The organism is Bradyrhizobium sp. SYSU BS000235, from assembly GCF_049747295.1.
Lineage (GTDB): Bacteria > Pseudomonadota > Alphaproteobacteria > Rhizobiales > Xanthobacteraceae > Afipia.
On sequence record NZ_JBMHJM010000001.1, the window covers coordinates 5,106,215 to 5,131,070 of the forward strand.

23 protein-coding genes are annotated in these 24,856 nt (G+C 59.7%); 19 read left to right on the forward strand and 4 right to left on the reverse strand.

The annotated features are described in order from the left end of the window. Positions 1 to 2 precede the first annotated feature (2 nt). Positions 3 to 488, reverse strand: coding sequence for a preQ(1) synthase (gene queF / locus ACP0KA_RS24050; protein WP_424631218.1), 486 nt, complete (start codon positions 486 to 488; stop codon positions 3 to 5). 150 nt (positions 489 to 638) lie between these two features. Here queF and eno point away from each other — a divergent pair, with 150 nt between their 5' ends. The 12 genes from eno (at position 639) to ACP0KA_RS24110 (ending at position 14,749) form a co-directional block, all read left to right on the forward strand. Continuing rightward, positions 639 to 1,922 (forward strand): phosphopyruvate hydratase, encoded by a 1,284-nt coding sequence (gene eno / locus ACP0KA_RS24055; protein ID WP_424631219.1) that lies wholly within the window; start codon positions 639 to 641, stop codon positions 1,920 to 1,922. Positions 1,923 to 2,054: 132 nt separating this feature from the next. Further along, the gene (locus ACP0KA_RS24060) at positions 2,055 to 3,182 is read left to right on the forward strand and encodes a CaiB/BaiF CoA transferase family protein (protein WP_424631220.1); all 1,128 of its coding nucleotides are present in this window, start codon (positions 2,055 to 2,057) and stop codon (positions 3,180 to 3,182) included. Positions 3,183 to 3,318: 136 nt separating this feature from the next. After that, positions 3,319 to 3,870 carry an NADPH-dependent FMN reductase gene (locus tag ACP0KA_RS24065; protein WP_424631221.1) on the forward strand — a complete coding sequence of 184 codons (552 nt, stop codon included), beginning with the start codon at positions 3,319 to 3,321 and terminating at the stop codon, positions 3,868 to 3,870. 58 nt (positions 3,871 to 3,928) lie between these two features. Next, positions 3,929 to 4,246, forward strand: coding sequence for an FtsB family cell division protein (locus tag ACP0KA_RS24070; RefSeq protein ID WP_424631222.1), 318 nt, complete (start codon positions 3,929 to 3,931; stop codon positions 4,244 to 4,246). A 154-nt stretch (positions 4,247 to 4,400) separates the two neighbouring features. Continuing rightward, positions 4,401 to 5,423, forward strand: a complete 1,023-nt coding sequence (pdhA, locus tag ACP0KA_RS24075) for a pyruvate dehydrogenase (acetyl-transferring) E1 component subunit alpha (RefSeq protein ID WP_424631223.1) — start codon at positions 4,401 to 4,403, stop codon at positions 5,421 to 5,423. Between the two features lie 32 nt (positions 5,424 to 5,455). Beyond that, positions 5,456 to 6,877 carry a pyruvate dehydrogenase complex E1 component subunit beta gene (locus ACP0KA_RS24080; protein WP_424631224.1) on the forward strand — a complete coding sequence of 474 codons (1,422 nt, stop codon included), beginning with the start codon at positions 5,456 to 5,458 and terminating at the stop codon, positions 6,875 to 6,877. An 18-nt stretch (positions 6,878 to 6,895) separates the two neighbouring features. Beyond that, entirely contained in the window at positions 6,896 to 8,266 is a 1,371-nt protein-coding gene (locus ACP0KA_RS24085) for a pyruvate dehydrogenase complex dihydrolipoamide acetyltransferase (RefSeq protein ID WP_424631225.1), read from the forward strand. A gap of 17 nt (positions 8,267 to 8,283) precedes the next feature. Next, complete coding sequence (locus tag ACP0KA_RS24090) at positions 8,284 to 8,715, forward strand: hypothetical protein (RefSeq protein WP_424631226.1); 432 nt, start codon at positions 8,284 to 8,286, stop codon at positions 8,713 to 8,715. A gap of 98 nt (positions 8,716 to 8,813) precedes the next feature. Further along, on the forward strand, positions 8,814 to 10,235 hold the full coding sequence (gene lpdA / locus ACP0KA_RS24095; RefSeq protein ID WP_424631227.1) for a dihydrolipoyl dehydrogenase: 1,422 nt from the start codon (positions 8,814 to 8,816) through the stop codon (positions 10,233 to 10,235). Positions 10,236 to 10,315: 80 nt separating this feature from the next. After that, the gene (locus ACP0KA_RS24100; protein ID WP_424631228.1) at positions 10,316 to 11,797 is read left to right on the forward strand and encodes an aldehyde dehydrogenase; all 1,482 of its coding nucleotides are present in this window, start codon (positions 10,316 to 10,318) and stop codon (positions 11,795 to 11,797) included. A gap of 428 nt (positions 11,798 to 12,225) precedes the next feature. Continuing rightward, a complete protein-coding gene (ilvD, locus tag ACP0KA_RS24105; RefSeq protein ID WP_424631229.1) occupies positions 12,226 to 13,950 on the forward strand; it encodes a dihydroxy-acid dehydratase in 1,725 nt (574 codons plus the stop codon). Further along, positions 13,937 to 14,749 (forward strand): tetratricopeptide repeat protein, encoded by an 813-nt coding sequence (locus ACP0KA_RS24110; protein WP_424631230.1) that lies wholly within the window; start codon positions 13,937 to 13,939, stop codon positions 14,747 to 14,749. Before ilvD ends, ACP0KA_RS24110 begins: the two co-directional genes overlap by 14 nt. Before the next feature lie 55 nt (positions 14,750 to 14,804). Here the strand turns inward: ACP0KA_RS24110 and xth are convergent, their stop codons facing one another. The 3 genes from xth to ACP0KA_RS24125 all read right to left on the reverse strand — a co-directional run bounded on the left by xth (position 14,805) and on the right by ACP0KA_RS24125 (position 18,105). Further along, the gene (gene xth / locus ACP0KA_RS24115) at positions 14,805 to 15,590 is read right to left on the reverse strand and encodes an exodeoxyribonuclease III (RefSeq protein WP_424631231.1); all 786 of its coding nucleotides are present in this window, start codon (positions 15,588 to 15,590) and stop codon (positions 14,805 to 14,807) included. 256 nt (positions 15,591 to 15,846) lie between these two features. Continuing rightward, positions 15,847 to 17,361 carry an amidohydrolase family protein gene (locus ACP0KA_RS24120; protein ID WP_424631232.1) on the reverse strand — a complete coding sequence of 505 codons (1,515 nt, stop codon included), beginning with the start codon at positions 17,359 to 17,361 and terminating at the stop codon, positions 15,847 to 15,849. A 57-nt stretch (positions 17,362 to 17,418) separates the two neighbouring features. Further along, complete coding sequence (locus tag ACP0KA_RS24125; protein WP_424631233.1) at positions 17,419 to 18,105, reverse strand: GntR family transcriptional regulator; 687 nt, start codon at positions 18,103 to 18,105, stop codon at positions 17,419 to 17,421. 284 nt (positions 18,106 to 18,389) lie between these two features. On the opposite strand from ACP0KA_RS24125, the gene ACP0KA_RS24130 reads away from it, so the two are divergent. The 7 genes from ACP0KA_RS24130 (at position 18,390) to ACP0KA_RS24160 (ending at position 24,831) form a co-directional block, all read left to right on the forward strand. Next, positions 18,390 to 19,667: an MFS transporter gene (locus ACP0KA_RS24130; RefSeq protein ID WP_424631234.1), complete on the forward strand. Its 1,278-nt coding sequence runs from the start codon at positions 18,390 to 18,392 to the stop codon at positions 19,665 to 19,667. 86 nt (positions 19,668 to 19,753) lie between these two features. Then, entirely contained in the window at positions 19,754 to 22,117 is a 2,364-nt protein-coding gene (locus ACP0KA_RS24135) for a xanthine dehydrogenase family protein molybdopterin-binding subunit (protein WP_424631235.1), read from the forward strand. Beyond that, on the forward strand, positions 22,114 to 22,986 hold the full coding sequence (locus ACP0KA_RS24140; protein WP_424631236.1) for an FAD binding domain-containing protein: 873 nt from the start codon (positions 22,114 to 22,116) through the stop codon (positions 22,984 to 22,986). Before ACP0KA_RS24135 ends, ACP0KA_RS24140 begins: the two co-directional genes overlap by 4 nt. After that, a complete protein-coding gene (locus tag ACP0KA_RS24145; protein WP_424631237.1) occupies positions 22,979 to 23,479 on the forward strand; it encodes a (2Fe-2S)-binding protein in 501 nt (166 codons plus the stop codon). The genes ACP0KA_RS24140 and ACP0KA_RS24145 overlap by 8 nt, the downstream gene beginning before the upstream one ends. A 60-nt stretch (positions 23,480 to 23,539) precedes the next feature. Further along, positions 23,540 to 23,992 (forward strand): CoxG family protein, encoded by a 453-nt coding sequence (locus ACP0KA_RS24150; RefSeq protein WP_424631238.1) that lies wholly within the window; start codon positions 23,540 to 23,542, stop codon positions 23,990 to 23,992. Positions 23,993 to 24,096: 104 nt separating this feature from the next. After that, the gene (locus tag ACP0KA_RS24155; protein WP_424631239.1) at positions 24,097 to 24,402 is read left to right on the forward strand and encodes a hypothetical protein; all 306 of its coding nucleotides are present in this window, start codon (positions 24,097 to 24,099) and stop codon (positions 24,400 to 24,402) included. A 123-nt stretch (positions 24,403 to 24,525) separates the two neighbouring features. Beyond that, positions 24,526 to 24,831 (forward strand): hypothetical protein, encoded by a 306-nt coding sequence (locus ACP0KA_RS24160; RefSeq protein ID WP_424631240.1) that lies wholly within the window; start codon positions 24,526 to 24,528, stop codon positions 24,829 to 24,831. Positions 24,832 to 24,856: the final 25 nt, after the last annotated feature.

A 24,856-nucleotide genomic window follows, 5' to 3' on the forward strand; every position in this document is an offset into this window, starting at 1 on the left:
CGCTAACCGCGCCCGCGATAGGGCGGGACGCCCTGATCCGGCACCCATACGGTCGCGGGCAGTTTTCCCGCCTGCCAGAACACGTCGATCGGCATGCCGCCGCGCGGATAGAAATATCCGCCGATCCGCAGCCAGCGCGGGGCCAGCAGCTTCACCAGCCGCTTGCCGATGGACACGGTGCAGTCCTCGTGGAACGAGCCGACGTTGCGGAAGCTGTTGAGGTAGAGCTTGAGGGACTTCGACTCGACCAGCCATTTGTTGGGCACATAGTCGATCACCAGAATGGCGAAGTCCGGCTGTCCGGTCACCGGGCAGATCGAGGTGAATTCCGGCATCGTGAAGCGTGCCACATAGTTTGTGTCCGAATGCGGGTTGGGCACGCGGTCGAGCTGGGCGCGGTCCGGCGACAGCGGCATCTCGACATGCTGGCCGAGTTGCAATGGGGCAGGTGCAGGCGCCGTAGACGCCTTGCGAGGCTTTCGTGACATGGGTTTCTCCGTTGGCGCCCCTGATAGCCAATCTGGTGGTCCGATTCTAGCATTCGCGTCGCCAGCCTGGTGCGCCCGTGGCCTTTTCCCCTCGCGAGGCTTCCTGTAGAAGCACCCCAATTGTTGACCCGTAGAAGTGAAGGGACCGTCATGACCGCTATCGTTGACATCATCGGCCGCGAAATTCTCGACAGCCGTGGCAATCCGACCGTCGAAGTCGATGTAGTGCTCGAAGATGGTTCGCTCGGGCGGGCCGCGGTGCCGTCAGGCGCGTCCACCGGCGCCCACGAGGCCGTCGAACTGCGAGACGGCGACAAGAGCCGCTATCAGGGCAAGGGCGTGCTGAAGGCGATAGAGGCCGTCAACGGCGAGATCTTCGACGCCGTCGGGGGTATGGAGGCCGAACAGCAGGTCCAGATCGACGAGGTCATGATCGGCCTCGATGGAACCCCGAACAAGAGCCGCCTGGGCGCCAACGCGATCCTCGGTGTCTCGCTCGCGGTCGCCAAGGCTGCGGCGGAATCGCTTGGCATGCCGCTGTATCGCTATGTCGGCGGAACCTCGGCGCGGACCCTGCCGGTGCCAATGATGAACATTATCAATGGCGGCGTACACGCTGATAATCCAATCGATTTTCAGGAAATCATGATCATGCCGACTGGCGCGGAGAGCTTCTCCGAGGGGCTTCGTTGCGGCGCCGAGATTTTCCACACCCTGAAGTCGGAACTGAAGAAGGCCGGCCACAACACCAATGTCGGCGACGAGGGCGGCTTTGCGCCAAACCTGCCGTCCGCCGATGCCGCGCTGGATTTTGTCATGGGCGCCATCGCCAAGGCTGGCTACAAGGCCGGCGACGACGTGATGCTCGCGCTGGACTGCGCTTCCACTGAATTCTTCAAGGACGGCGCGTACGTCTATGAAGGGGAAAAGAAAACCCGCTCGCGCTCGGAGCAGGCCAAGTACCTGGCCGACCTGGTCTCGCGTTATCCGATCGTGTCGATTGAGGACGGCATGGCGGAAGACGACATGGACGGCTGGAAGGAACTGACCGACCTGATCGGTCGCAAGTGCCAGTTGGTGGGTGACGATCTGTTCGTGACCAACGTGAAGCGCCTCGCGGAAGGTATCAAGGCCGGCCGCGGCAATTCGATCCTGATCAAGGTCAATCAGATTGGGACGCTCACCGAGACCCTGGCTGCCGTCGAGATGGCGCACAAGGCAGCCTACACGGCAGTGATGTCGCATCGCTCCGGTGAGACGGAAGACGCCACCATCGCTGACCTCGCTGTTGCGACCAACTGCGGACAGATCAAGACCGGATCGCTGGCGCGTGCAGACCGCACGGCGAAGTACAACCAGTTGCTGCGCATCGAGCAGGAACTCGGTTCGCAGGCGATTTACGCTGGCAAGGCTGCGCTCAAGGCGCTGGCGTAAAAGCAGCCGCGCCGGAAGGCTCACGGCCACATTTCTGGTCTTCGTTTTCGTGCGGGGCACATGCTTGCCCCGCCGCTACTTCGCGGTTTGACTGCCCGTCAACGGAATCAATCGTGATGGGAGCGAAGCGAAATGGACGGGCCCCTTAAAGGCATCAGGGTCATCGAGATCGGGCAGGCACTGGCCGGTCCGTTGGCCGGTGCGATCATGGCCGACATGGGCGCCGACGTCATCAAGGTCGAGAAGCCGGACGGCGGCGACGATGCACGCGGGTGGGGACCGCCGTTCATCGAAGAAGCTTCAATCATGTTTCATGTCACCAACCGCAACAAGCGGTCGGTGACGCTCGACATGAAGAGCCCGGACGGCGTCGCGAAGCTGAAGGACCTCGTGCGCGATGCGGACATCCTGATCCAGAATCTTCGCTCGGGTGTCGTGGCTGCTCTTGGCATCGGTCCGCAGGATATGACCGCGATCAATCCGCGCCTGATCTACTGCTCGATCTGGGCGTTCGGTCCGAGCGGTCCGCTGTCGAGGGCGCCGGGTTTCGATCCGCTGCTGCAGGCTTTTAGCGGCGTGATGATGCAGACCGGCCGCCACGGCGATCCGCCGACCTTCTGTGCGCCGGCGATCAACGACAAGGCCACCGCGCAATGGTGCGTGATCGGGGCGCTCGCCGCGCTTCAGCAGCGGCATGTCACGGGGAAGGGATGTGTGATCGACACCTCATTGCTGGATAGTGCCGCCGCATGGGTCGATACGTCGCTGGCGACCTACCACGTGACGCAAGAACTCTCGCCTCGAACAGGCACTGCGGCATCCGCGATTGTGCCGTATCAGGTGTTCGAGACCGCTGACAGCCCGATGGTAATCGCTGCCGGTTATGATCGGCTGTTTCACAAATGCGCGGCTGTCCTTGGATATCCCGAGTGGGCGACCGATCCGCGCTTTGCGCGAGGACGGGACCGGTTTCTCAACCGTGACGTGCTGATCGATCTCATGTCGGTCGTGCTGCGCACGAAAACCCGTGGGGAATGGATATCCGCTTTTGAAGCGGTCGGGGTGCCATGCAGTCCGGTCAACACCATCGTCGAATTGTCACAGACCGAGCAGTTCAAGGCCGTCGATCTGGTCCGGACACTACCCGGCAGCGGCTTGCCGGTGATCGGGTTGCCGATTTCGTTCGACGGGCAGCGCCCGCATCCGCAGTCCGGCGCGCCGAAACTCGGTGAGCATAATGACGAGGTGTTGGGTGGATGATGTCATCGCGTCGCTCGCGGAAACGCGACCCAAATGCACGGCTCTAATGGAATCCATGAATTGAATGCACTTGCATCTTTTCGAGGGCGCGGCTAATTGCGACCGATAGTTTATTCCGTCCTGAAAGGATCGTTTCGTGGCCCACACCGTTTCCGTCATTGTCGGCAGCCTTCGCAAGGAATCGTATTCGCTCAAGATCGCCAATGCGCTCACGAAGCTGGCGCCAGCTTCGCTCAAGCTCAATGTGGTGACCCTCCACGGTTTGTCGTTCTTTAATCAGGACCTCGAAGCCAATCCGCCGGCGGACTGGGTCGCCTTCCGGGAAACACTGCAGAAGTCGGACGCGGTCCTGTTTGTGACGCCCGAATACAACCGCTCGATCCCCGGCGTGCTGAAGAACGCGATCGATGTGGGCTCGCGCCCGTATGGCAAGAGCTCGTTCAACGGTCGTCCGGCCGGCATCATCAGCAACTCGCCAGGCCCGCTCGGCGGCGTCTGCGCGGCGATGAACCTGAAGCAGATTCTTCCGGGATACACCGGCCCGATCATGCAGCAGCCGGAGACCTACCTGGTTGGCGTTGGCGATGCGTTCGATGACAAGGGCAACCTCACCAAAGAGGCGCTTGAGAAAGTGCTGAAGCAGTATCTCGACGCGTTCGCCGCGTGGGTTGAGCAGCACCGCAAATAATTGCCGCTTCCGATAGCCCGGTTAGCATTCAATTAACCGGGCTGTCGCATCGTCTGGAATGGTTTCACGCTCCCGACTTAAAGCTATTATGACCGGCCTCGCGTTGTACGCGATTGCGGCCGCGATGATCGCCTATTTCGGCGTCAATGCGTACACGGGCAAATATGGCCTGAATGCACAGCAAGAACTCGATCACGAGATCGTGGCGCTGACGGCGGAGCTGGCGCGGCTCAAGGCCGAGCGTACGGCTGCCGAACAGCGCGTGTCATCCCTTCGTTCGGACCGAGTCGACCCCGACATGCTCGATGAGCGTGCGCGCTATCAGCTCGATTATGCACACCCGCGTGATCTGGTGCGCATGATCACCCCGAACTGAGTTTCAAATTTCAAAAATCATCGCGTTTAGATTTTAAAATTGCGTACGCTGCATTGCGTCATAAGCGCGAGATTTCGTAGCGCACGCAATGCTTTCATGGCGATGTGAGTTGGAGTAGAGAGGATCGATATCCGCTCTCTCATTCGGACCCGTCATGGCATCAGCGAAGAAGACCGCAACGCAGGAAGCTGGCAATGGCTCCCGCCATCCATCGAATTTTGCTTTCACAAAAGAACAAGAGCTTCATGCGTATCGCGAGATGCTGCTGATCCGCCGTTTCGAGGAAAAGGCTGGTCAACTTTACGGCATGGGCGCTATCGGTGGCTTCTGCCATCTCTATATCGGCCAGGAAGCGATCGTGGTCGGCATGCAGCTCGCGCTCAAGGATGGCGATCAGATCATCACCGGTTACCGTGATCACGGCCACATGCTGGCCACCGGCATGGATCCGAATGGTGTGATGGCCGAACTGACCGGGCGCGCCGCTGGCTATTCGAAGGGCAAGGGCGGCTCCATGCATATGTTCAGCAAGGAGAAGGCCTTCTACGGCGGGCACGGCATCGTTGGTGCCCAGGTGCCGCTCGGAACCGGTCTCGCTTTCGCCAACCGTTACCGCGGCAATGACCACGTCAGCGTGGCTTACTTCGGCGACGGCGCGGCCAACCAGGGCCAGGTCTACGAGAGCTTCAACATGGCGGAGCTTTGGAAGCTCCCCGTGATCTACGTCATCGAAAACAACCGCTACGCCATGGGCACGTCGGTGACGAGGTCATCGGCACAGACCGACTTCTCCAAGCGCGGCGTGTCGTTCAACATTCCCGGCGAGCAGGTCGACGGCATGGACGTGCGAGCGGTGAAGGCTGCCGGCGACAAGGCCGTGAAGTGGTGCCGCGAAGGCAACGGTCCGTACATCCTGGAGATGCAGACCTACCGCTATCGCGGTCATTCGATGTCCGATCCCGCCAAGTACCGGACACGTGAGGAGGTCGAAAAGGTTCGTCATGATCAGGACCCGATCGAACAGGTCCGGCTGCGCTTGCTCGACATGAAGGTCAGCGAGCAGGAGCTCAAGGCGATCGACGCAGAGGTGCGCGACATCGTCAATGCATCGGCTGATTTCGCGCAGCGCGAGCCGGAGCCCGACGTGTCCGAGCTCTACACCGATATTTACCGTTAAGCGCAGATACATAGTTTTAGTCCGGAGCGATCATGCCGATTCAAGTTCTCATGCCTGCGCTTTCGCCAACCATGGAGAAAGGCAATCTTTCGAAATGGCTGAAAAAAGAGGGCGAGACCATCAAGTCCGGCGATGTCATCGCCGAAATCGAAACCGACAAAGCCACGATGGAAGTCGAGGCGACCGATGAAGGGACGCTCGGCAAGATCCTCGTTGCCGAGGGGACCAATGACGTTGCCGTCAATACGCCGATCGCGACCATCCTGAGCGACGGTGAAAGCGCGGACGATCTCGGCAAGGCACCCCCGCCGGCCGCAGCCAAGGCACCGGCTGCCGCGCCGAGTGTTCAGCAGGAAGTCCAGGAATCTCGCGCGCCGGTCGGTGAAGGCAAGCCGCAGATCAGCGCCCCGCCGGCTGTTGCTGCGTCTGCAGCTCCGGTCGAGCCTGATCCCGAAGTGCCGCCCGGCACCGAGATGGTGAAGATGACCATGCGCGAAGCGCTGCGCGATGCCATGGCCGAAGAAATGCGCCGCGATGGCGACGTCTTCGTCATGGGCGAGGAAGTCGCCGAGTATCAGGGCGCCTACAAGGTCACGCAGGGGCTGCTGCAGGAGTTCGGGGATCGGCGTGTGATCGATACGCCGATCACCGAACATGGTTTCGCAGGCGTTGGCGTTGGTGCCGCAATGGCGGGCTTGAAGCCAATCGTGGAGTTCATGACCTTCAACTTCGCCATGCAGGCGATGGACCAGATCATCAACTCGGCAGCCAAGACGCTTTATATGTCCGGCGGCCAAATGGGCTGTTCGATCGTTTTCCGCGGCCCGAACGGCGCGGCGGCTCGCGTCGCAGCCCAGCACAGCCAGGATTATTCGTCCTGGTATTCGCAGATCCCGGGTCTGAAGGTGGTCTCGCCTTATTCGCCGGCCGACGCGAAGGGCTTGCTCAAGGCGGCGATCCGCGATCCCAATCCGGTGATCTTCCTCGAAAACGAAATCCTCTACGGTCACACCGGTGATGTGCCGAAGCTCGATGACTATGTCATTCCGATCGGCAAGGCCCGCATCGTTCGCTCGGGTGGACATGTCACGTTGATCGCGTGGTCACACGCTATGACCTATGCCCTGCAGGCGGCGGACGAACTCGCCAAGGAAGGCATCGAAGCCGAAGTCATCGACCTTCGTACGCTTCGCCCGATGGATACCGAAACGCTGGTCGAGTCGGTGAAGAAGACCGGCCGCGCTGTGGTGGTCGAAGAGGGCTGGCAGCAGTCCGGCGTCGGCGCCGAGATCGCGGCGCGGCTGATGGAGCATGCGTTCGATTACCTCGACGCCCCGGTGGCGCGCGTCTCAGGCAAGGACGTGCCGATGCCTTACGCAGCCAACCTCGAGAAGCTTGCGTTGCCGACGGCGGCTGAAGTCGTCGCCGCAGCCAAAGCTGTTACCTATCGCTGAGAAAGCAGGGCCTGGATCATGCCGATCAACATTTTGATGCCCGCGCTTTCACCCACCATGGAAAAGGGCAACCTCTCCAAGTGGCTCAAGAAGGAAGGCGACAAGGTCAAGTCCGGTGACGTGATCGCCGAGATCGAGACCGACAAGGCGACGATGGAAGTCGAAGCCGTCGACGAAGGAACGATTGCCAAGATCCTGGTGCCGGAAGGCACGCAGGACGTTCCGGTCAACAACGTCATCGCCGTGCTCGCCGCTGACGGCGAGGACGTGAAGGCTGCTGGAGCCGGCGCCGCATCCGCCGCGCCGGCCAAATCAGAACCGCCGAAGTCGGAAGCTCCGGCCGCAGCGCCCGCACCGAAAGCGGCGGCTCCGGCTCCTGCTGCGACGCCGGCCCCGACACCAGCGCCTGCCGCGCCAGCGCCCGCACCATCGGCATCGCCGAAGGCTGCACCCGCTGCGGCCAGCAACGGTGCTCGCGTGTTCTCGTCGCCGCTTGCACGTCGTCTGGCGAAGGAAGCCGGCATTGAGCTGTCGCGGGTGAACGGATCCGGTCCGCATGGCCGTGTGGTCGCGCGCGATATCGAGCAGGCGAAGTCGGGGCAGGGCCTCAAGCCTGCCGCGGCTGCGGCTGCACCCGTTACTGTTGGTCCGTCGGATCAACAGATCCGCGCGCTGTTCAAGGATGGCGAGTACGAGGCCGTTCCACACGACAGCATGCGCAAGGTGATTGCGCAGCGCCTGTCGGCGTCGGATCGCGACATCCCGCAATACTATCTCACCGCGGATTGCGACATCGGCAAACTCGTCGCCGCGCGCGAAGAGATCAATGCGCTCGCACCGAAGGACAAGGAAGGCAAGCCGGCCTACAAGCTCTCGGTCAACGACTTCGTCATCAAGGCGCTGGCGATGGCCTTGCAGCGCGTGCCGGACGCCAACGTGACCTGGACCGACGAAGCGATGCTGCACCATAAGGTGTCGGACATTTCCGTCGCGGTCTCCATTCCGACCGGACTGATCACGCCGATTATCCGCAACGCGCACAGCAAGTCGGTGTCGCAGATTTCCGCCGACATGAAGGATCTCGCTACGCGCGCCAAGGCGCGAAAGCTGAAGCCGGAAGAGTATCAGGGCGGCTCCAGCGCGGTGTCGAACCTCGGCATGTACGGCATGAAGCAGTTCACCGCCGTGATCAATCCGCCGCAGACGTCAATCCTAGCGGTCGGCATGAGCGAAGAACGGGCTGTGGTTCGCAACGGCAAGATCGAGATCGCCAACATCATGACGGTCACGCTCACCTGCGATCACCGCGCAATGGATGGTGCGCTCGGCGCACAGCTCCTGAGTGCGTTCAAGCTGTTGATTGAAAATCCGGTGATGATGGTGGTGTAACCAGGCGGGACGAGGCCGTGCGGCTCTTTCTCACGGCATTAGCTGCTGTGGTCGCGTCCCTGTTCGTCGGATTGGGAGTCATGCTCGCAGGCGCGGCGCTCGAGCCCTGTGGCAGCGATCTCCCAGGCTGCGAAGTGGTCACCGCCTTTCAGGCGCTGATCATTCCGGTGGAGGTTCTGATCGTTGCGGTTGCCAATGTCATATCCGCGCTCAGGCGTCAGCGAGAGCTGGCGCTTTGGCGCTGCTTCCTAACCCTGATGCTGGTTCCGGTCTGTCTGCTCGTGCTGGCTATTGTTTCCGATCTTTCAAGCGGGCGGCAAACCCAGATGGCGGATGTGCTTGCCTCATTGCAAGGCACGTTGCCGTTCTGGACGATCGTGCTCGTGCAGTGGCTGCTGTTTCGCGGCATTCTTGCCGGGCAGGCGAGTGCGAAGGCGCAGGCGGGATGACCGGGATGAAATTGCACGTTCGATCGTTTGCCGCGGACAGTTCGCACGAACAGATAAGTATTTCTTGAGAAAGCGCCGCTCGGCGCACGGAGCGTTACATGGCTGATACATCTTTCGACGTTGTTGTCATCGGTTCGGGACCAGGCGGCTATGTCACCGCGATCCGCGCCGCGCAGCTCGGCTTCAAGACCGCGATTGTCGAGAAGGCTTATCTCGGCGGCATCTGTAACAACTGGGGCTGCATTCCGACCAAGGCGCTGCTCCGCTCGGCCGAAATCTATCACTACATGAAAAATGCCAAGGACTACGGACTGTCCGCGGACAACGTCTCGTTCGATCCGAAGGCGGTGATCGCGCGCTCGCGTGGCGTGGTGAAGCGCCTCAACGGCGGCGTCGAGTTCTTGATGAAGAAGAACAAGATCACGATCATCTGGGGCGAGGCCACGATTGAGGCTCCCGGCAAATTCAGCGTGAAGAAGTCTCAGGCCGAAGCGCCCAAAGGTTCGCTGGGCGAGGGCAGCTATCAGGCCAAGCACATCATCGTCGCCACCGGCGCCCGTCCGCGCGTGCTGCCCGGTCTTGAGCCGGACAAGAAGCTGGTCTGGACTTATTTCGAAGCAATGAATCCGGACAAGATGCCGAAGTCGCTGCTGGTGGTCGGCTCCGGCGCGATCGGCATCGAGTTCGCTTCGTTCTATCGCACGATGGGCGCGGATGTGACCGTGGTCGAAGTGCTGCCGCAGATCCTGCCGGTCGAGGATGCCGAGATTGCAGGTTTCGCCCGCAAGCAGTTCGAGAAGCAGGGCATCAAGATTCTGACCGGCGCCAAGGTCACCAAGCTCGACAAGAAGGCCGACAGCGTCACTGCCACCATCGATGACGGGAAGGGCGGCACGCAGTCGCTGACCGTTGACCGTGTGATCTCGGCGGTGGGTGTCGTCGGCAATATCGAGGGCTTCGGGCTCGAGAAGCTGGGTGTGAAGACCGACCGCGGCTGCATCGTGATCGACGGCTACGGCAAGACCAACGTGCCGGGCATCTACGCCATAGGCGACGTCGCGGGTCCTCCGATGCTGGCGCACAAGGCGGAGCATGAAGGCATCATCTGTGTCGAGGCGATCAAGGGCATGCACCCGCATCCGATGGACAAGAACCTGATCCCGGGCTGCACCTACTGTCATCCCCAGGTCGCTTCGGTTGGGCTAACTGAAGCCAAGGCCAAGGAAGCGGGCAAGGAGATCCGCGTCGGACGCTTCCCGTTCGTCGGCAACGGCAAGGCCATCGCGCAGGGCGAGGACCAGGGCATGGCGAAGGTCGTCTTCGACAAGAAGACCGGCCAGTTGCTCGGCGCCCATATGGTCGGCGCCGAGGTCACCGAACTGATTCAGGGCTTCGTCGTGGCGATGAACCTGGAAACGACGGAAGAGGAGCTTTTCCACACCATCTTCCCGCATCCGACCATCTCGGAAACCATGAAGGAAGCCGTGCTCGACGCCTATGGGCGTGTCCTGAACATGTGAGAGCGGCGCTTTGGTGCGGGCTGGCATCTAGCCCGCCCGCGTCGTCGTCAGGATAGTTGCAGGCTACATTGGAGAGTATCGTGAAGACCTATCAGCTTTTCATCAACGGCCAGTATGTCGACCCTGCCAACGGCGAGTGGTTCGATTCGATCGATCCCTATCGCGGCGAGCCTTGGGCGAAGATTCCGCGCGGATCCAAGGCCGATGCAGACAAGGCCGTCGAGGCCGCCAATGACGCGATGTGGCGCGGCCCGTGGTCGAAGATGACGGCGTCGGCGCGCGGCAAGGTGATGCGCAAGCTCGGCGATCTGGTCGCAGCGAATGCGGAACGTCTCGCCGAGATCGAGGTGCGCGACAACGGCAAGCTCATGGCAGAGATGCTGGGCCAGCTTCGCTACCATCCGGAATGGTGGTGGTACTTCGGCGGACTCGTCGACAAGCTGGAAGGCGGCCTGGTGCCGATCGACAAGGCCGACACCTTTGCCTACACGACGCATGAGCCTGTCGGCGTCGTCGCGGCGCTTACCGCCTGGAACTCGCCGCTGTTGTTCGTCGCGTGGAAATGCGCCGCGGCGCTCGCCGCCGGTTGCGCCGTTATCGTCAAGCCCTCGGAATTCACCTCGGCCAGCACCCTGGAATTCGCCGCGCTGACGAAGGAGGCCGGGATTCCCGATGGAATCTTCAACGTGGTGACGGGCTTCGGTCCTGAAATCGGCGCCGAACTGATCTCGCACCCCGGCGTCGCCAAGATCACCTTTACCGGATCGGATACGACCGGCGCGAAAGTCTACGAGACCGCCGCGCGCAGCATGAAGCGGGTGTCGCTCGAGCTCGGAGGAAAGTCCCCTAACATCGTTTTCGAGGATGCCGATCTGTCCGCAGCCGCGGCCGGCGTGATCTCCGGCATCTTCGCGGCGACGGGCCAGACCTGCATCGCCGGATCGCGTCTCCTTGTGCAACGATCGATCAAGGACAAGTTCGTGGAGCGCCTGCTGGAGCTGGCGCGCTCCGCCAAGATCGGCGATCCCATGAAGTCGGACACCAATATCGGTCCGATCACCACACCCGCGCAGTACAAGAAGGTGCTGGACTATATCGATATCGCGAACGCGGAAGGCGCGCGCTGCCTGCTCGGCGGCAAGCCGGCTTCCGGCGACGGCATCACGGGCGGCCAATTCGTGGAGCCGACCATTTTCACCGACGTCGACAACACGATGCGGATCGCGCGGGAAGAGGTCTTCGGGCCGGTTCTCTCGATCATCGCCTTCGACACCGAGGAAGACGCCATCCGGATCGCCAATGACACCATCTACGGTCTCGCGGCGGGGATCTGGACGCGTGATCTTGCGCGCGCCGTGCGCGTGCCGAAGCAATTGCGCGCCGGAACGGTGTGGGTGAACACCTACCGGGCCATCAGCTACATGATGCCGTTCGGCGGCATGAAGCATTCCGGCGTCGGCCGCGAGAGCGGCATCGACGCAGTCCGCGAATATCTGGAGACCAAGAGCGTCTGGATATCCACAGCGCAGGACGTCCCGGCCAATCCGTTCGTGATGCGCTGACCGCGGCGTTGAGGCCGCCCGTCAGGGCGGCTTCGTCGCGAAACGAGGTCGCGTAAGTCGCGATCTGCGGTGTCCTGTGCACGCTGATTTCAGCTTCGATCGGTGCTATCCTGACTTTGCTTGCAGGCGCTCCTAAGGGCGGCCAGCGCTAAGGCCGGTCAGTCCTTCGTCTGGCTTTCCGAAAGGGAGTGTGTCGAAGAGCGACACTTTCCTCGTTGCTTTGCAGCAACGGATGTGGCGAGGTCGCAACACTTGGTGAACATTTAACCGTCGCCGCATGTAGCTCTTGCGTGCGCCGCGATTTGGCCACACGCCTCAATGAAATCATATCTTCGTAAGTACAGGGCCGCAGCGCTCGCGAAGATACTGGAAATCCCGGTCTTTTGGAGATTTCGGTTTTGGCGGGTGGCTGAAGGCAAAGGTTCACAATGGACGCGAAGACCAACCTCAAAGGCAGACTGCCAAGCCGTCACGTAACGGAAGGGCCGTCGCGCGCGCCACACCGGTCCTACCTCTATGCTATGGGCCTGACCACCGAGCAGATCCACCAGCCGTTCGTCGGCGTGGCGTCCTGCTGGAATGAGGCTGCTCCCTGCAACATCTCCCTGATGCGCCAGGCCCAGGCCGCCAAGAAGGGCGTTGCCGCCGCCGGCGGGACCCCGCGCGAGTTCTGCACCATCACCGTGACCGACGGTATCGCCATGGGCCACGAGGGGATGCGGTCCTCGCTGCCGTCGCGCGAGACCATTGCTGACTCGGTCGAACTGACTGTCCGTGGCCATGCCTATGATGCGCTGATCGGCCTCGCCGGCTGCGACAAGTCGCTGCCGGGCATGATGATGGCTATGCTGCGTCTCAACGTGCCGTCGATCTTCATCTATGGCGGCTCGATCCTGCCGGGCAATTTCCGGGGCCAGCAGGTCACCGTCCAGGACATGTTCGAGGCGGTCGGCAAGCATTCGGTCGGGCAGATGTCCGACGAAGACCTCGACGAAATCGAGCGAGTGGCGTGTCCTTCGGCAGGCGCCTGCGGTGCCCAATTTACAGCCAACACGATGGCGACGGTTTCCGAGGCTATCGGACTGGCGCTGCCTTATTCAGCCGGTGCGCCTGCGCCTTACGAAATCCGCGACGCTTTCTGTGCGGCGGCGGGCGAAAAGATCATGGAATTGATCGCGTCCAACCTCCGCCCGCGCGACATCGTGACACGTAAGTCCTTGGAAAACGCGGCTGCCGTGGTGGCGGCGTCCGGCGGTTCGACCAACGCGGCCTTGCATCTGCCTGCGATGGCGCACGAATGCGGCATTGAGTTCGACCTCTTCGACGTGGCCGAAATCTTCAAAAAAACACCGTATATCGCGGATTTGAAACCGGGCGGCCGTTATGTCGCCAAGGACATGTTCGAGGCTGGCGGCATTCCGCTCTTGATGAAGACGTTGTTGGATCATGGCTACCTGCACGGCGACTGCATGACGGTCACCGGCCGCACGATCGCCGACAATCTCAAAAACGTGAAATGGAATACCCATCAGGATGTAGTGCGCTCCGCCGATAACCCTATTACGTTGTCGGGTGGCGTGGTGGGAATGAAGGGTAATCTCGCGCCAGACGGCGCGATCGTGAAGGTCGCTGGTATGTCCGTCCTTAAGTTCACTGGACCTGCGCGTTGCTTCGATTGCGAAGAGGATGCGTTTGAGTGCGTGAACAACAAAACCTACAAGGAAGGCGACGTCATCGTGATCCGCTACGAGGGCCCCAAAGGTGGCCCCGGCATGCGGGAGATGCTGCAGACCACCGCTGCGCTGACCGGTCAGGGCATGGGCGGCAAGGTTGCCCTCATTACCGATGGACGTTTTTCCGGAGCCACCCGTGGCTTCTGCGTCGGCCATGTGGGCCCCGAAGCTGCCGTCGGCGGCCCGATCGGCCTGATCCAAGACGGCGATATCATCGAACTTGATGCTGTAAATGGCACACTCGACGTCAAATTGACGGATGCCGAGCTTGCTGAACGCAAAAAAGCCTGGAAGCCACGCGAGACGCGGGTTGGATCAGGCGTGCTCTGGAAATATGCCCAGCAGGTAGGACCGGCGGTTAAAGGCGCCGTGACCCATCCCGGCGGGTCGGCCGAGAAAACCTGTTATGCGGATATCTGAGCGCATCGCTGTTGTTGCTGCCCTGGCGGCCGCGGTTTTCGTGGCGGCGCCGGCCGTTGCCTTTGACGGGGTGACGCCTGGTAGTCAGGGAGATGCAGCCTTGCCGGTGGTTGCGGCGCCGACCGGTGTCGCGATTGTCAGGAAGCCGGCTGCGCCGTCAGATCTTCCATCATCGTTGATGGCTCTTGCCGATGGTGGCCATCCGGTCGCCCAGTGGAAGCTGGGCCGCATGTACGCCAATGGTGACGGCGTCGCGCAGGATGACCTCCGCGCCTACGATTACTTCAGCAAGATAGCCAACGCCCATGCCGAGGACAGCCCGTCGGAGCCTCAGGCGGGCATTGTGGCCAACGCGTTCGTGGCGCTCGGGAAATACTATGTCTCAGGCATTCCCAATACCCGCGTCAAGGCTGACCCTGAGCGGGCCCGGGAAATGTTCTCTTATGCGGCCTCGTATTTCGGCAACGCTGAGGCGCAGTACAGCCTGGCCAAAATGTATCTCGACGGCGTGGGCATGCCACAGGATGTCAAATACGGCATTCGCTGGCTCGGTCTCGCGGCCCGGAAGGGACAGCATCAGGCTCAGGCTCTGCTTGGCCAGATGCTGTTCAATGGCGACAAGTTGCAGCGGCAGGCGGCACGCGGCCTGATGTGGCTGACCCTTGCGCAGGACAGCGCGTTGCCCAACGAGACCTGGATCAAAGACAGCTACAAGACCGCGCTTGCCAAAGCGTCGGATGACGACCGGGCGATGGCGCTGAAAATGCTCGAGCGCTGGGTTCAGGGTCGCCGCGACTAAGAGGCGAGGGAGCCGAAAGCCCGGTTGAGCGGCGACGCCATCTCCGGGCGAGTTCCTATTTCAGGTCGAGATCGATCCACACGGGCACGTGGTCGGACGCCTTTTCCCATCCCCTGACGTGTCGGTCGATGCCGACATCCACCAGCCGGTCGGCCGCCTGCGGCGAGAGCAGGAGGTGGTCGATCCGAATGCCATTGTTCTTCTGCCAGGCGCCGGCCTGGTAATCCCAGAATGTGTATTGGTTCGGCTGATCCGACACCGCACGGAAAGCATCGGTCAGCCCGAGATTGAGCAGGGCGCGAAAGCGCTCGCGGGTCTGGGGCAGGAACAGTGCATCGCCCTGCCAGGCGACAGGGTTGTGAACGTCATCCGGCGTGGGGATCACGTTGAAATCGCCCGCCAGGACGAACGGTGTCTCGCTCTTCAATTGCTCTTTTGAGTAATTAAGAAGCCTGTTCATCCAATTGAGTTTGTACGAATATTTGTCGGTATTCGGCGGGTTTCCGTTGGGCAAATAGAGGCACGCGATCCGCAACGATCCGCCGCTGTGGGACACAACGCCCTCAAGAAAGCGGGCGTGGAGGTCTTCAGGATCGCCGGCGAGGCGCGGGGTCGTTTCGTCAAACCGGTAGCGCGACAGCAGCGCAACGCCGTTGAATGTCTTCTGGCCGTGGGTCACGACGTTGTAGCCGAGCGCTTCGAGCGGCTCGCGTGGGAAGGCCTCGTCCACACATTTGATTTCCTGCAGGCAGACGATGTCCGGCGAGGTCTCTTTGAGCCACGTTTGCAGATGGTCCAGCCGCTGCCGGACCGAGTTAACATTCCACGTCGCTATCCGCACTGGCTCATTTTCCCTTTGTTCCGGGGGCTTTTTGACTTGGTAGCAAAAAATACCCCCAGACGTACCCCCAGCTTGGAGATGCCCTCAGAAATCTAGACCCGCTTTTCGATCCCTGTGTACCTCCCGCCACTTCATCCGGCTTCTGGCGCGGATGCGGCCGCGCAAATTTGCACCGAATTGATTGGAATACGACGTCTGATTGGGCTCTGACAAACGCGCTCATTCGATCCAACAGACCCATAACGAGATCACTCGTTCATTTGCCTCGATTCAAACCCGTGCGGAGCGAGAACCGATCGAATTCGAGCGGATATCGGTTTGCCTGTTCGTAGGCACCGAGGATATCCGGGAGGAGTTCAGCGTTCCGTGCTCTGATGTTTGTGAGGTGGGGCGCCAATTCGTCGCGAGCACGCTCCGCCCGAAGCTTGAGACCTTGGAGGGTTGATGATGTCAGCCGTCCGCCGTCGACAACGACCTCGCCGTCAACCATGACCATGCTGATAGACCTGCCGGTCTCACCGTAAACGATTTGCCTGATCGCGCTATTGAGTGGCCTATAATTTGGCTGCGAAGCATCGATCGCGACGAGATCAGCTCGGTAACCTGGGCGGATCAGGCCAATCTTATCACCCAGTCCGATTGCGCTTGCGCCACCAATAGTGGCGGCTTTGAAAGCCTCTTTTGCAGCGGACGTTTGATCGTAACCCGAATACATGCCCCACATGAGGGCGAAAACCTTCATGGCTTCGAAGAGGTTCTGGGAGTCGTTGCCACTGCAGTTGTCGCAGCCAAGACTGACCGTCACCCCTGACGTCGCGTATGTGGTGACCGGTGCAAAACCGTTCAATAATTTTAGATTGCTGATTGGATTGCACGCCAGGCTAGCTCCGGCCGCTGCAAGTCGCGCGATCTCCGGTTCGGTGATCCACACGCCATGTGCAATGGTGAGCCGGTCATTGAGCAATCCATTGCGATCCAGGTGCTCAATCAACGAGCCTTGCGGATACTTCAATCTCGCCAGAACCGCTTGCGACCGCGCTTCATAAGCATGCGTGAAGACTTGAAGTTTATGAGCGGAAGAGAGCTGTGCGATCCTCGCAAGCATTTCGGCGGAGCACCGTTGAGGAGCCGAAGGGCCCAATCCCCAGCTCACAAGGTTCGAACTCCGATCGAGCGCGCGTTCTACAAATTGAAGCTGCGCGGTTGAATCCGGTGCGGCAGGCAAGCATCGGAGCGTCCGGTCTGGAAGCGAATCCCAAAATGCGACGCAGTCACAGCCGGCACGATCAGATATCTGAATCGCGACAACGGCGCGCATCTTCGCCGCTTCATAGGACTGCAGAAGCTGCTCGACATGGCCCTGATCGTAGCCTGCAAGTGAAACCATATCCTGGGTCGTGGTGATGCCATTCAACAGGCTTTCGGCGGCGCCAAGCAGCGTGCGTGTCTCAATCATCTCCTGCGAGAAATGTGGAAACTGGCCGGGTCCGCTGTAAAGCATCCAAGCATCCAACGGCAGCTGTTCGAACAGCCCCCGCAGCAAGGTGTCGTGCGAGTGATAGTGAGCGTTCACCAGGCCGGGAATGAGGAGCAGATCCGTTGCGTCAATGACATGGACATCGTCACCCGTCGCAGTGCTTGCAGCAGGACCGACGGAGCAAATTGCTCCTTGATCAACCAGAATATCGAGCTGAGGCGGTTGGTCTAAGTCTTCGTCGAGATCGAGTAGGCGGCCACCCTTGATCAGGGTTTTTCTTGTTGCGTTCTGCATTCTCGCATTTCTTTCGTTGGACCGTGCATAGGCAGGAAGAGATCGTCACATCGATCCTCAGCGGTCCATCAGTTTCGTCACCTTGCCGACGTTGGCCATCCCGTGATTTCTGACTTCTTGCTCAACTTCATCCGGCTGTCCGCCGATCAGAACATCGATGATCCGTTGATGCTCGAAACCTGGAATCTCCAGCTCGTGGTTCGCTGCATGATGTTCACGGAAGTACGGCCGAAGCATCAGCCGCATCTTTTTGGTCTGCCTGGTCAGCAGTGGCCGGCCACTGAGTGACGTAATGTAATTGTGGAATGCGTCATGGTGCACGATCCACTGACCCAGATCATCGGCAGAGCGGTCCATTCTGCTTTGAAGATGGCGAATCTCTTCCAGCTCCCGCTGCGTAACATTCGGAATTGCCAGGCGGGCACCCAAGCCTTCGAGCACCGCGCGCATCTCGACAAGTTGGATTACCTCGTCTTTCGAGTATTCGGCTACGGTGGCGCCGCGGTTAGCGTAAATCGTAATCGCGCCATCTCCCTCGAGGCGCCGAAGTGCGTCTCGCACAGGCATGCGACTGATACCTAGGCGCTCCGCCACGGCTTCCGTCGGGATGCGCATACCGGGAGCAAGCTCTCCGGAAAGAATGCTCTCCAGGATGAAGTTGTAGGCCTGCTCCAGGGGCGAGAGGGTTCGCTCGCTCGCCCAATTTGCTGAGACGTCGACGGACATCGGCTTGGCAGGACTCACCGGTAGCACCTCCCAGTGATTGGTACGTGGTGTGTCTTAACTTTTGTCATGCCCCCTCCCAAAGCGGCGCCATTGCACAACATAGCGACGCGGCTCCCCCGTTTCCGCGCGACGCGCGAGAATCAGTCGGGTTTGATGAAATCCTGTGCATTAAAGCTTGCAATTGGACCTAAATTTCATCTTGCTGTATTATTGGATACAACGATACTATCATCCAAATATCCAAGGGACAATGGGCCTGGGGTCTGTCCGGTGGATTAGGTCAACGACGGGGGAAGGCACAAATGGCGAATACCGACGAGGCGGGAACTTTACCGGTAAGCGAGCCGGATTCGATTTTTCAATTCTACCGAGAGATGAACGAGCAAGGCCGCAGGACCTTTTGGGCCTGCACGGCCGGCTGGACGCTCGATGGCATGGACTTCATGTTGTTCCCGCTGGCGATCGGCACTCTGGTCACCGCGCTCGGTACTGATCCAAAAACGCTTGGTGGTATCGTGTCGTTGACCGTGCTTTGCAGCGCAGCGGGAGGCTGGCTTGCTGGGTATCTGTCAGACCGGATCGGCCGTGTCCGAACCATGCAAATTACGATTCTGATTTTTTCGATTGGAAGTCTCGCCTCTGCGCTTGCTCAAAACATTGATCAGCTCACGATTGCCCGAGCAGCGCTCGGCATCGGATTTGGCGGTGAGGCTGCCGTGGCGGCCGTCACGCTGTCTGAAGTTGTGGCGGCAAAGTCCCGTGGCCGCGCCATGGGTTTCTACCAATCCAGCTACGCGGTCGGATGGGGCCTTGCCCTAATCGTGCAGGCGATTTGCTTCGCAACATTGACCCCGGATTATGCGTGGCGTGTCATGTTTCTTGTCGGAGCGGCTCCGGCACTCCTGATTTTCTTCATTCGGAGGAACGTCAAGGAACCTCAAGTCGCGATTTTGGCGAGAAGCAAGGAGCCGGCCGTTTCCTTCTTCCGTATTTTCGATCCGGCGAATATTCGTGCCACGCTCACAGGCTCTCTTCTGACCATTGGCGCGCAGGGAGGATTCTACGCCCTGATGACCTGGGTGCCGCAATTCCTGCGGAGTGAACGGAAGATCTCCATTCTGGCTTCGACTCCTTACTTGATGACCCTCATCGGCGGCTGCTTCATCGGATATGTCGCAGGCGGTTGGCTTTCCGACAAGTTTGGCCGGCGGCACGTCTTTCTGTTCTTCTCCGCAGCCGCTGCCGCTTCTGTCTACATCTATACCCACCTTCCTTTGAGCGACGCGGAAATGTTGCTGCTCGGATTTCCGCTCGGCTTCTTCGCGGTCGGTTACTACTCAGCTCTCATGGCCTGCTTGAACGAAATGTTTGCCACTCGGGTCCGGGGCGCTGGTGTTGGTTTTACGTACAATGCGGGTCGTGCCGTTGGCGGATTGTTTCCGTATCTGGTTGGCGCCTTGGCCGCGACCACCACACTGTCGAGCGCGATCAGCATCTTCGCCCTGACGTCGTACGGCTTGGTGTTTGTGGTCGCACTCGTTCTGTTGCGTGAAACCAAAGGTTCCGACCTTTCAGTCTAAGGACCCGAGACCAACGGAATCCGCAGCTTAGGCTGCGGATTCTTCTTTTTTTGGGGTGTATATCGATGAGCGGAAGCGAGGGGGCAATGGCCCGACCATTCATTGGAAGGCCTATGCCGCGAGAGGCGACGCGCAGACTGGTCGCGGGACGCGGTCGCTACGTTGATGATATTTCACAAAGCGGGCAGCTGCACGTGGCGTTCCTGCGCAGCCCGCGTCCGCATGCATCATTCAAGATTACCGACATCGCCGACGCGCAATCATCAGCCGGGGTCGTCGCTGTATTGACGTGTGATGAAATTGAAGCGGCCATCGGTCCTTGGCAGTGCGTTCTCTCAAACGCCCCGAATCTGTTCTCTCCTGAGCAACGGGCGCTCGCGCGCGACTATGTCGTTTTTCAAGGCGAGCCGATCGCGATGGTGCTCGCCGAGAGTCGTGCAGAGGCGGAAGATGCGCTCGAACTGATCGCCATCGAATTTGATGATCTTCCCGCCGTGACTTCGCTCAACGAAGCTTTGTCCGGAAGCGCCCGCACTCATGTGAACGCGAAATCCAATCTTGCCTTCGAATACGCTCAGTCGACACCCGCATTGGACGCGACATTCGAAAAGGCGGAACACGTCGTAAGCCGACGGCTGACGTTCAACCGGAAGACCGGCGTTCCACTCGAGCCGAGGTCGGTTCTTGCCTCGTACGACACGGTCGAAGACACGATGACGGTCTATGCGTCCCACCAAATGCCGCATCAGCTTCAGCTGATCATCGCTCGGCTGCTCGGGATGCAGATCAACGACGTCCGCGTGGTCTGTCCTGACGTCGGGGGAGGCTTCGGTGTGAAGATGCACATCTATCCCGAGGAAATGGCGGTATGTGCGGCGTCCAAGCTTATCGGGAAGCCTGTCAAATATGTCGCGGATCGCATCGAGAGCATGCTCTCCGACATTCACGCGAGGGAATACATCGTCGAAGGAAGTCTCGCGATCGATGCGAATGGCCGCATCAGCGCTTTGAAAGTCGACGCTATCCAGGGTCTCGGCGCTTATTCCGTTTATCCGCGCTCGAGCACGGCAGAGGGAATGAGTGCGCTTCGCGCGATGGGAGGACCGTACAAGATCGAGCAATACGGGGCCCGCCTGAGATCGCTTTTGCAGAACAAGGTGATGACCGGTCAATATCGGTCTGTGGGGCATCCGATCGCGGTGGCAATCACAGAGTCCCTCGTTGAAGAAGCGGTGAAGATTCGGGGAGAGGATCCGATCGAATTTCGGAGACGCAACTTCGTTGCTGACAGCGAGATGCCGTGGATGAGCCCGACCGGCGGGCGGATGCTCGACCTGTCTCACGAAAAGTGTCTCGATAAGCTCCTCGCGCTTTGCGATTACGCCAACTTGAAACAGTCGATCGCAACATGGCGAGAGGAGGGGCGCCTGGTCGGATTTGGCCTCGCGAGCTTTGTCGAATTCACCGCGACAGGTCCGGAAGGCTATGGCCGTTCCAATGTCCCGGTATCGTCACTCGATACGGTCGTCGTCACAATGGACCCTTCGGGGACGGTGACGGCGCAGTGTTCAGCTTCGGAGATCGGGCAAGGGATTCAGCTGGGGATCGCACAGGTGCTCGCCGATGCACTTGGCCTCCCGATTGGCCGCATACGGGTCAAGTTGGGAGACACGCAATCCGCCCCGCATGGCGGCGGCGCATGGTCATCCCGCGGGGCAGCGATCACAGGAGAAGTCGCTTGGCGTGCGGGCCGCAAGCTCAGGTCCGAGTTACTTACTGCAGCCGGTGTCTTGCTGCAGGCTCACCCCGATCAACTCGAGGTTTCGGACGGCGAAATTGTCGAGAAAGAAACCGGGCACGTTCGGATGCAGGTTTCCGAACTTGCGGAGGCTATTCAATTTCGCCCTTACGATTTTCCAAGGGATGTTCGTCCGCAACTGACGGTCTCGGACATGGGCGGCCGCGACGGCGATACCTTTCTCCCGACCAATGGCGTTCAGGCGTCGCTCGTCGAGATTGACAAGATGAGCGGCAAGGTGGCGGTCCTCAAACACTGGGTCGTCGAGGATTGCGGCCGCGTGATTAATCCGCTGCTTGTTGATGAGCAGATCCGAGGCGGGGTTGTTCAGGGTATCGGAGAGGCGCTTTACGAACATTGCCGATATACCGAGGATGGACAATATGCGAGCGGCACGCTCGCTGATTATCTCCTTCCGATGGCCGCTGATACGCCGGACATCGTTGTCGCGCACGTTGAGACGCCATATTCCGGATCAATCCTCGGGGCCAAGGGAGCTGGGGAGGCCGGCACTTGTGCCTCGACAGCGGCAGTCCTCAATGCCGTGAATAATGCGCTCGATCAATTTGGCGGCAGGATCGACACTCTTCCTGTTTCGCCCGTTGCGGTATTGAGTGCCTTAGGCGCATTCGAGGAAGGCGCCGTTTCATGAAGCCTGCCAAGTTTGCTTATGCCAAGCCTATAACACTCGGCGAGGTGTTGACGCTTCTCGATGAACATCGCGATGACGCAGCTATCTTGAGCGGGGGGCAAACCCTCGTGCCGATGCTCAACCTCCGCGTGGCTTCGCCACAGCTGTTGATCGACATCAACGCTGTCCCGGATCTCGATGCGATCACGGTCAACGACTCCACCTTGAGCATCGGATCACGCGCGCGTCACAATCAGGTGCTGCGATCCGAGGCGGTTCAGCGAAGTATTCCGGTGCTGGGCCAGGCGCTCCGCCATGTCGCACACGAGGCTGTTCGCAACCGGGGGACTCTCGGCGGCAGTCTGGCACTGGCAGACCCAGCTGCCGAGATGCCGGCATGCATGGTATGTCTCGATGCCGACATCGTTCTTTGCTCGAACGACGGTACCCGTTCAGTCCCGGCCTCGGATTTTTTCCGGGGAATTTACGATACCGATCGACAGCCGAACGAGTTGATTTTGCGCGTCGAGATTCCAATTCCCGACGCATCCTGGCGCTTTACGTTTCACGAGATTTCGCGGCGTCATGGTGATTTCGCGATGGCTGGTCTCGTTTTCGGTATTCGATGCCAGGAAGGGGCGGTGACGGATTGCCGCGCTGTCTTTATGGGGATCGAATCGTTTCCCAGACGTATCGCAGAGGTCGAGTCCGCAATCGTGGGGACGCAGCTCTCCAGAACGGACGCGATCGATCGGGCCGTCGCTCTTCTTTCCACGGCGCTCGAATGCGAGGACGGCGAAGAATATCCCGCCGCGTATAAGCTGCATCTTGCGAAGCAGCTTTTTTCTCATTGCGCCGTCAAAGCATTCAGCGAGTTCACACATGGATAAAGTCGAGGCGGAGGACAGGATTACGATTTCGGTCCGCGTCAATGGCGAGCCGAAATCGGCGTCGACCACGACCCGTCAGTCGCTGGTTGATTTCCTGCGCCACGGATTGGGACTTACCGGAAGCCATGTCGGGTGCGAGCACGGTGTCTGCGGAGCGTGCAACGTCATCGTCGATGACAGCGTGGTGAGAGGATGTCTCATGTTGGCCATTCAAGCGGATGGCGCGCGTATAACCACGATCGATGCTGCGAACCCTGGCCCTGAGGTTGCCGCACTTCAGAAGGCCTTCTTCGAGCGAGCCGCGCTGCAGTGCGGCTTCTGCACGCCTGGGATGATCATGCAAGCTTCTGAGCTCCTGCAGCGCAACGAATCTCCGACCCGCGAAGAGATTCGGGAAGTTCTTTCAGGCAACTACTGCCGCTGCACCGGCTATCACGCGATCATCGATGCCGTTCAAGCGGCCTCAAAAGCCCTGATCGCAACCAAGCGTTAGCAATCCGCCGACGTTCACAGGTCTTTCGGGCGTTGAGCACAACAAAATTGGAGGAAGACGATGGCATTTAACATGGAAGGCGAGATTGAGCTTCCGGCCAGCCGTGAGATGGTCTGGAGCATGCTCAACGATCCAAGCGTTCTCAAGGCGTGTATTCCGGGCTGCGAGGAACTCTCGGAGACGGACGGCGGGTTTCAAGCCAAGGTCAAGCTTAAGGTTGGTCCAGTCTCGGCACGTTTTTCTGGTCACGTCCAGTTGAGCGAACTTGATGTTCCAAACGGTTATCGCATTTCGGGCGAAGGAGAGGGTGGTATTGCCGGATACGCCAAGGGTGGCGCCACCGTGCGGCTGAAAGATTGCGACGTCGGCACGTTGCTGACTTACCAGGTCGATGCGCAGATTGGCGGCAAACTCGCACAACTCGGGCAACGGCTCATCGCCGGCACAGCGAAAAAGTTGGCGGATCAGTTTTTCCAGACATTTCGTGATCAGCTGCAGAAAGAGCCGGCTTAACGCGAGCGCAACAGAATCTTCATAATTGCGACATGTCTCAGAAATGATTTGCCCAAGCTCTTGGGTTTGGTATTCTGGTCGTTTCTTCCTGCTGAGAGGCTCGAATGGGTGAATTGCACGACTGGTTTCGCAACCAGCATCCGGGGTTAAGAACTTACCGAACTCTTAACGAGAAGCTGTTGCAGGCAGCAAAAGACGACCCGACCCATCGCGCGGTATATCGATTGTTGTCGAACCTGGCGTCAGGATACGCGGCGACGTTTGATGAAGAGCCATTACCGATCGAGGTCGCAGAGCGGGCATATCAACGGCTGCTCATGTTAGTGGCCGAGGCTGAACGTTCACTCGGATCATCGGTCGAAACGCAATTGGCGGTCTTGAACGAAATCGCTGCTGCTGAACTTTATTAAAGGAGATTCATTCACATCAGCGTCACTGACGTCGTGCATGTTATTTGCAGAAAATCGCTTGTCGCGCGTCTATTACGTGATATTCTGATTGTTTCTTTTCTCGGAATGAGGAGGGACTGTACCGTGTCTGAACTTCACGACTGGCTCGCTGCACAGCATCCAGGTTTGCGGACCTACAAAGCCTTCAAGGAACGGACAAGCGCCATGGCGGTGTCCGATCGAGAGCACCGAGCCTTCTACAAGCTCCTATCGACGATGGTCGATCCCTTTATCGATACTTACAACGGTGAGGCTTTGCCTAGCGAACTCGCTGAAAAGACGTTTCGCCGTCTGCTTAGGGTCGTGGAGGATGCGGAGACAAAGATCACTCTCTCTCCCGATATAAGAATGAACGCGCTTAATGAAATAGCGTCGGTCGAATTGGTTTAGGCTATCCACGCAAAAAACCGGACAG

Excerpts from the sequence above, each read along its gene's own strand:
- queF (WP_424631218.1), bottom strand. The coding sequence starts at position 488 with ATGTCACGAAAGCCTCGCAAGGCGTCTACGGCGCCTGCACCTGCCCCA.
- ACP0KA_RS24110 (WP_424631230.1), top strand. The coding sequence starts at position 13,937 with ATGCGGATATCTGAGCGCATCGCTGTTGTTGCTGCCCTGGCGGCCGCG.
- ACP0KA_RS24070 (WP_424631222.1), top strand. The coding sequence starts at position 3,929 with ATGGTTTCACGCTCCCGACTTAAAGCTATTATGACCGGCCTCGCGTTG.
- ACP0KA_RS24120 (WP_424631232.1), bottom strand. The coding sequence starts at position 17,361 with ATGCAGAACGCAACAAGAAAAACCCTGATCAAGGGTGGCCGCCTACTC.
- ACP0KA_RS24145 (WP_424631237.1), top strand. The coding sequence starts at position 22,979 with ATGGATAAAGTCGAGGCGGAGGACAGGATTACGATTTCGGTCCGCGTC.
- pdhA (WP_424631223.1), top strand. The coding sequence starts at position 4,401 with ATGGCATCAGCGAAGAAGACCGCAACGCAGGAAGCTGGCAATGGCTCC.
- eno (WP_424631219.1), top strand. The coding sequence starts at position 639 with ATGACCGCTATCGTTGACATCATCGGCCGCGAAATTCTCGACAGCCGT.
- ACP0KA_RS24060 (WP_424631220.1), top strand. The coding sequence starts at position 2,055 with ATGGACGGGCCCCTTAAAGGCATCAGGGTCATCGAGATCGGGCAGGCA.
- ACP0KA_RS24085 (WP_424631225.1), top strand. The coding sequence starts at position 6,896 with ATGCCGATCAACATTTTGATGCCCGCGCTTTCACCCACCATGGAAAAG.
- ACP0KA_RS24135 (WP_424631235.1), top strand. The coding sequence starts at position 19,754 with ATGGCCCGACCATTCATTGGAAGGCCTATGCCGCGAGAGGCGACGCGC.
- ACP0KA_RS24080 (WP_424631224.1), top strand. The coding sequence starts at position 5,456 with ATGCCGATTCAAGTTCTCATGCCTGCGCTTTCGCCAACCATGGAGAAA.
- ilvD (WP_424631229.1), top strand. The coding sequence starts at position 12,226 with ATGGACGCGAAGACCAACCTCAAAGGCAGACTGCCAAGCCGTCACGTA.
- lpdA (WP_424631227.1), top strand. The coding sequence starts at position 8,814 with ATGGCTGATACATCTTTCGACGTTGTTGTCATCGGTTCGGGACCAGGC.
- ACP0KA_RS24150 (WP_424631238.1), top strand. The coding sequence starts at position 23,540 with ATGGCATTTAACATGGAAGGCGAGATTGAGCTTCCGGCCAGCCGTGAG.
- ACP0KA_RS24140 (WP_424631236.1), top strand. The coding sequence starts at position 22,114 with ATGAAGCCTGCCAAGTTTGCTTATGCCAAGCCTATAACACTCGGCGAG.
- ACP0KA_RS24130 (WP_424631234.1), top strand. The coding sequence starts at position 18,390 with ATGGCGAATACCGACGAGGCGGGAACTTTACCGGTAAGCGAGCCGGAT.
- ACP0KA_RS24155 (WP_424631239.1), top strand. The coding sequence starts at position 24,097 with ATGGGTGAATTGCACGACTGGTTTCGCAACCAGCATCCGGGGTTAAGA.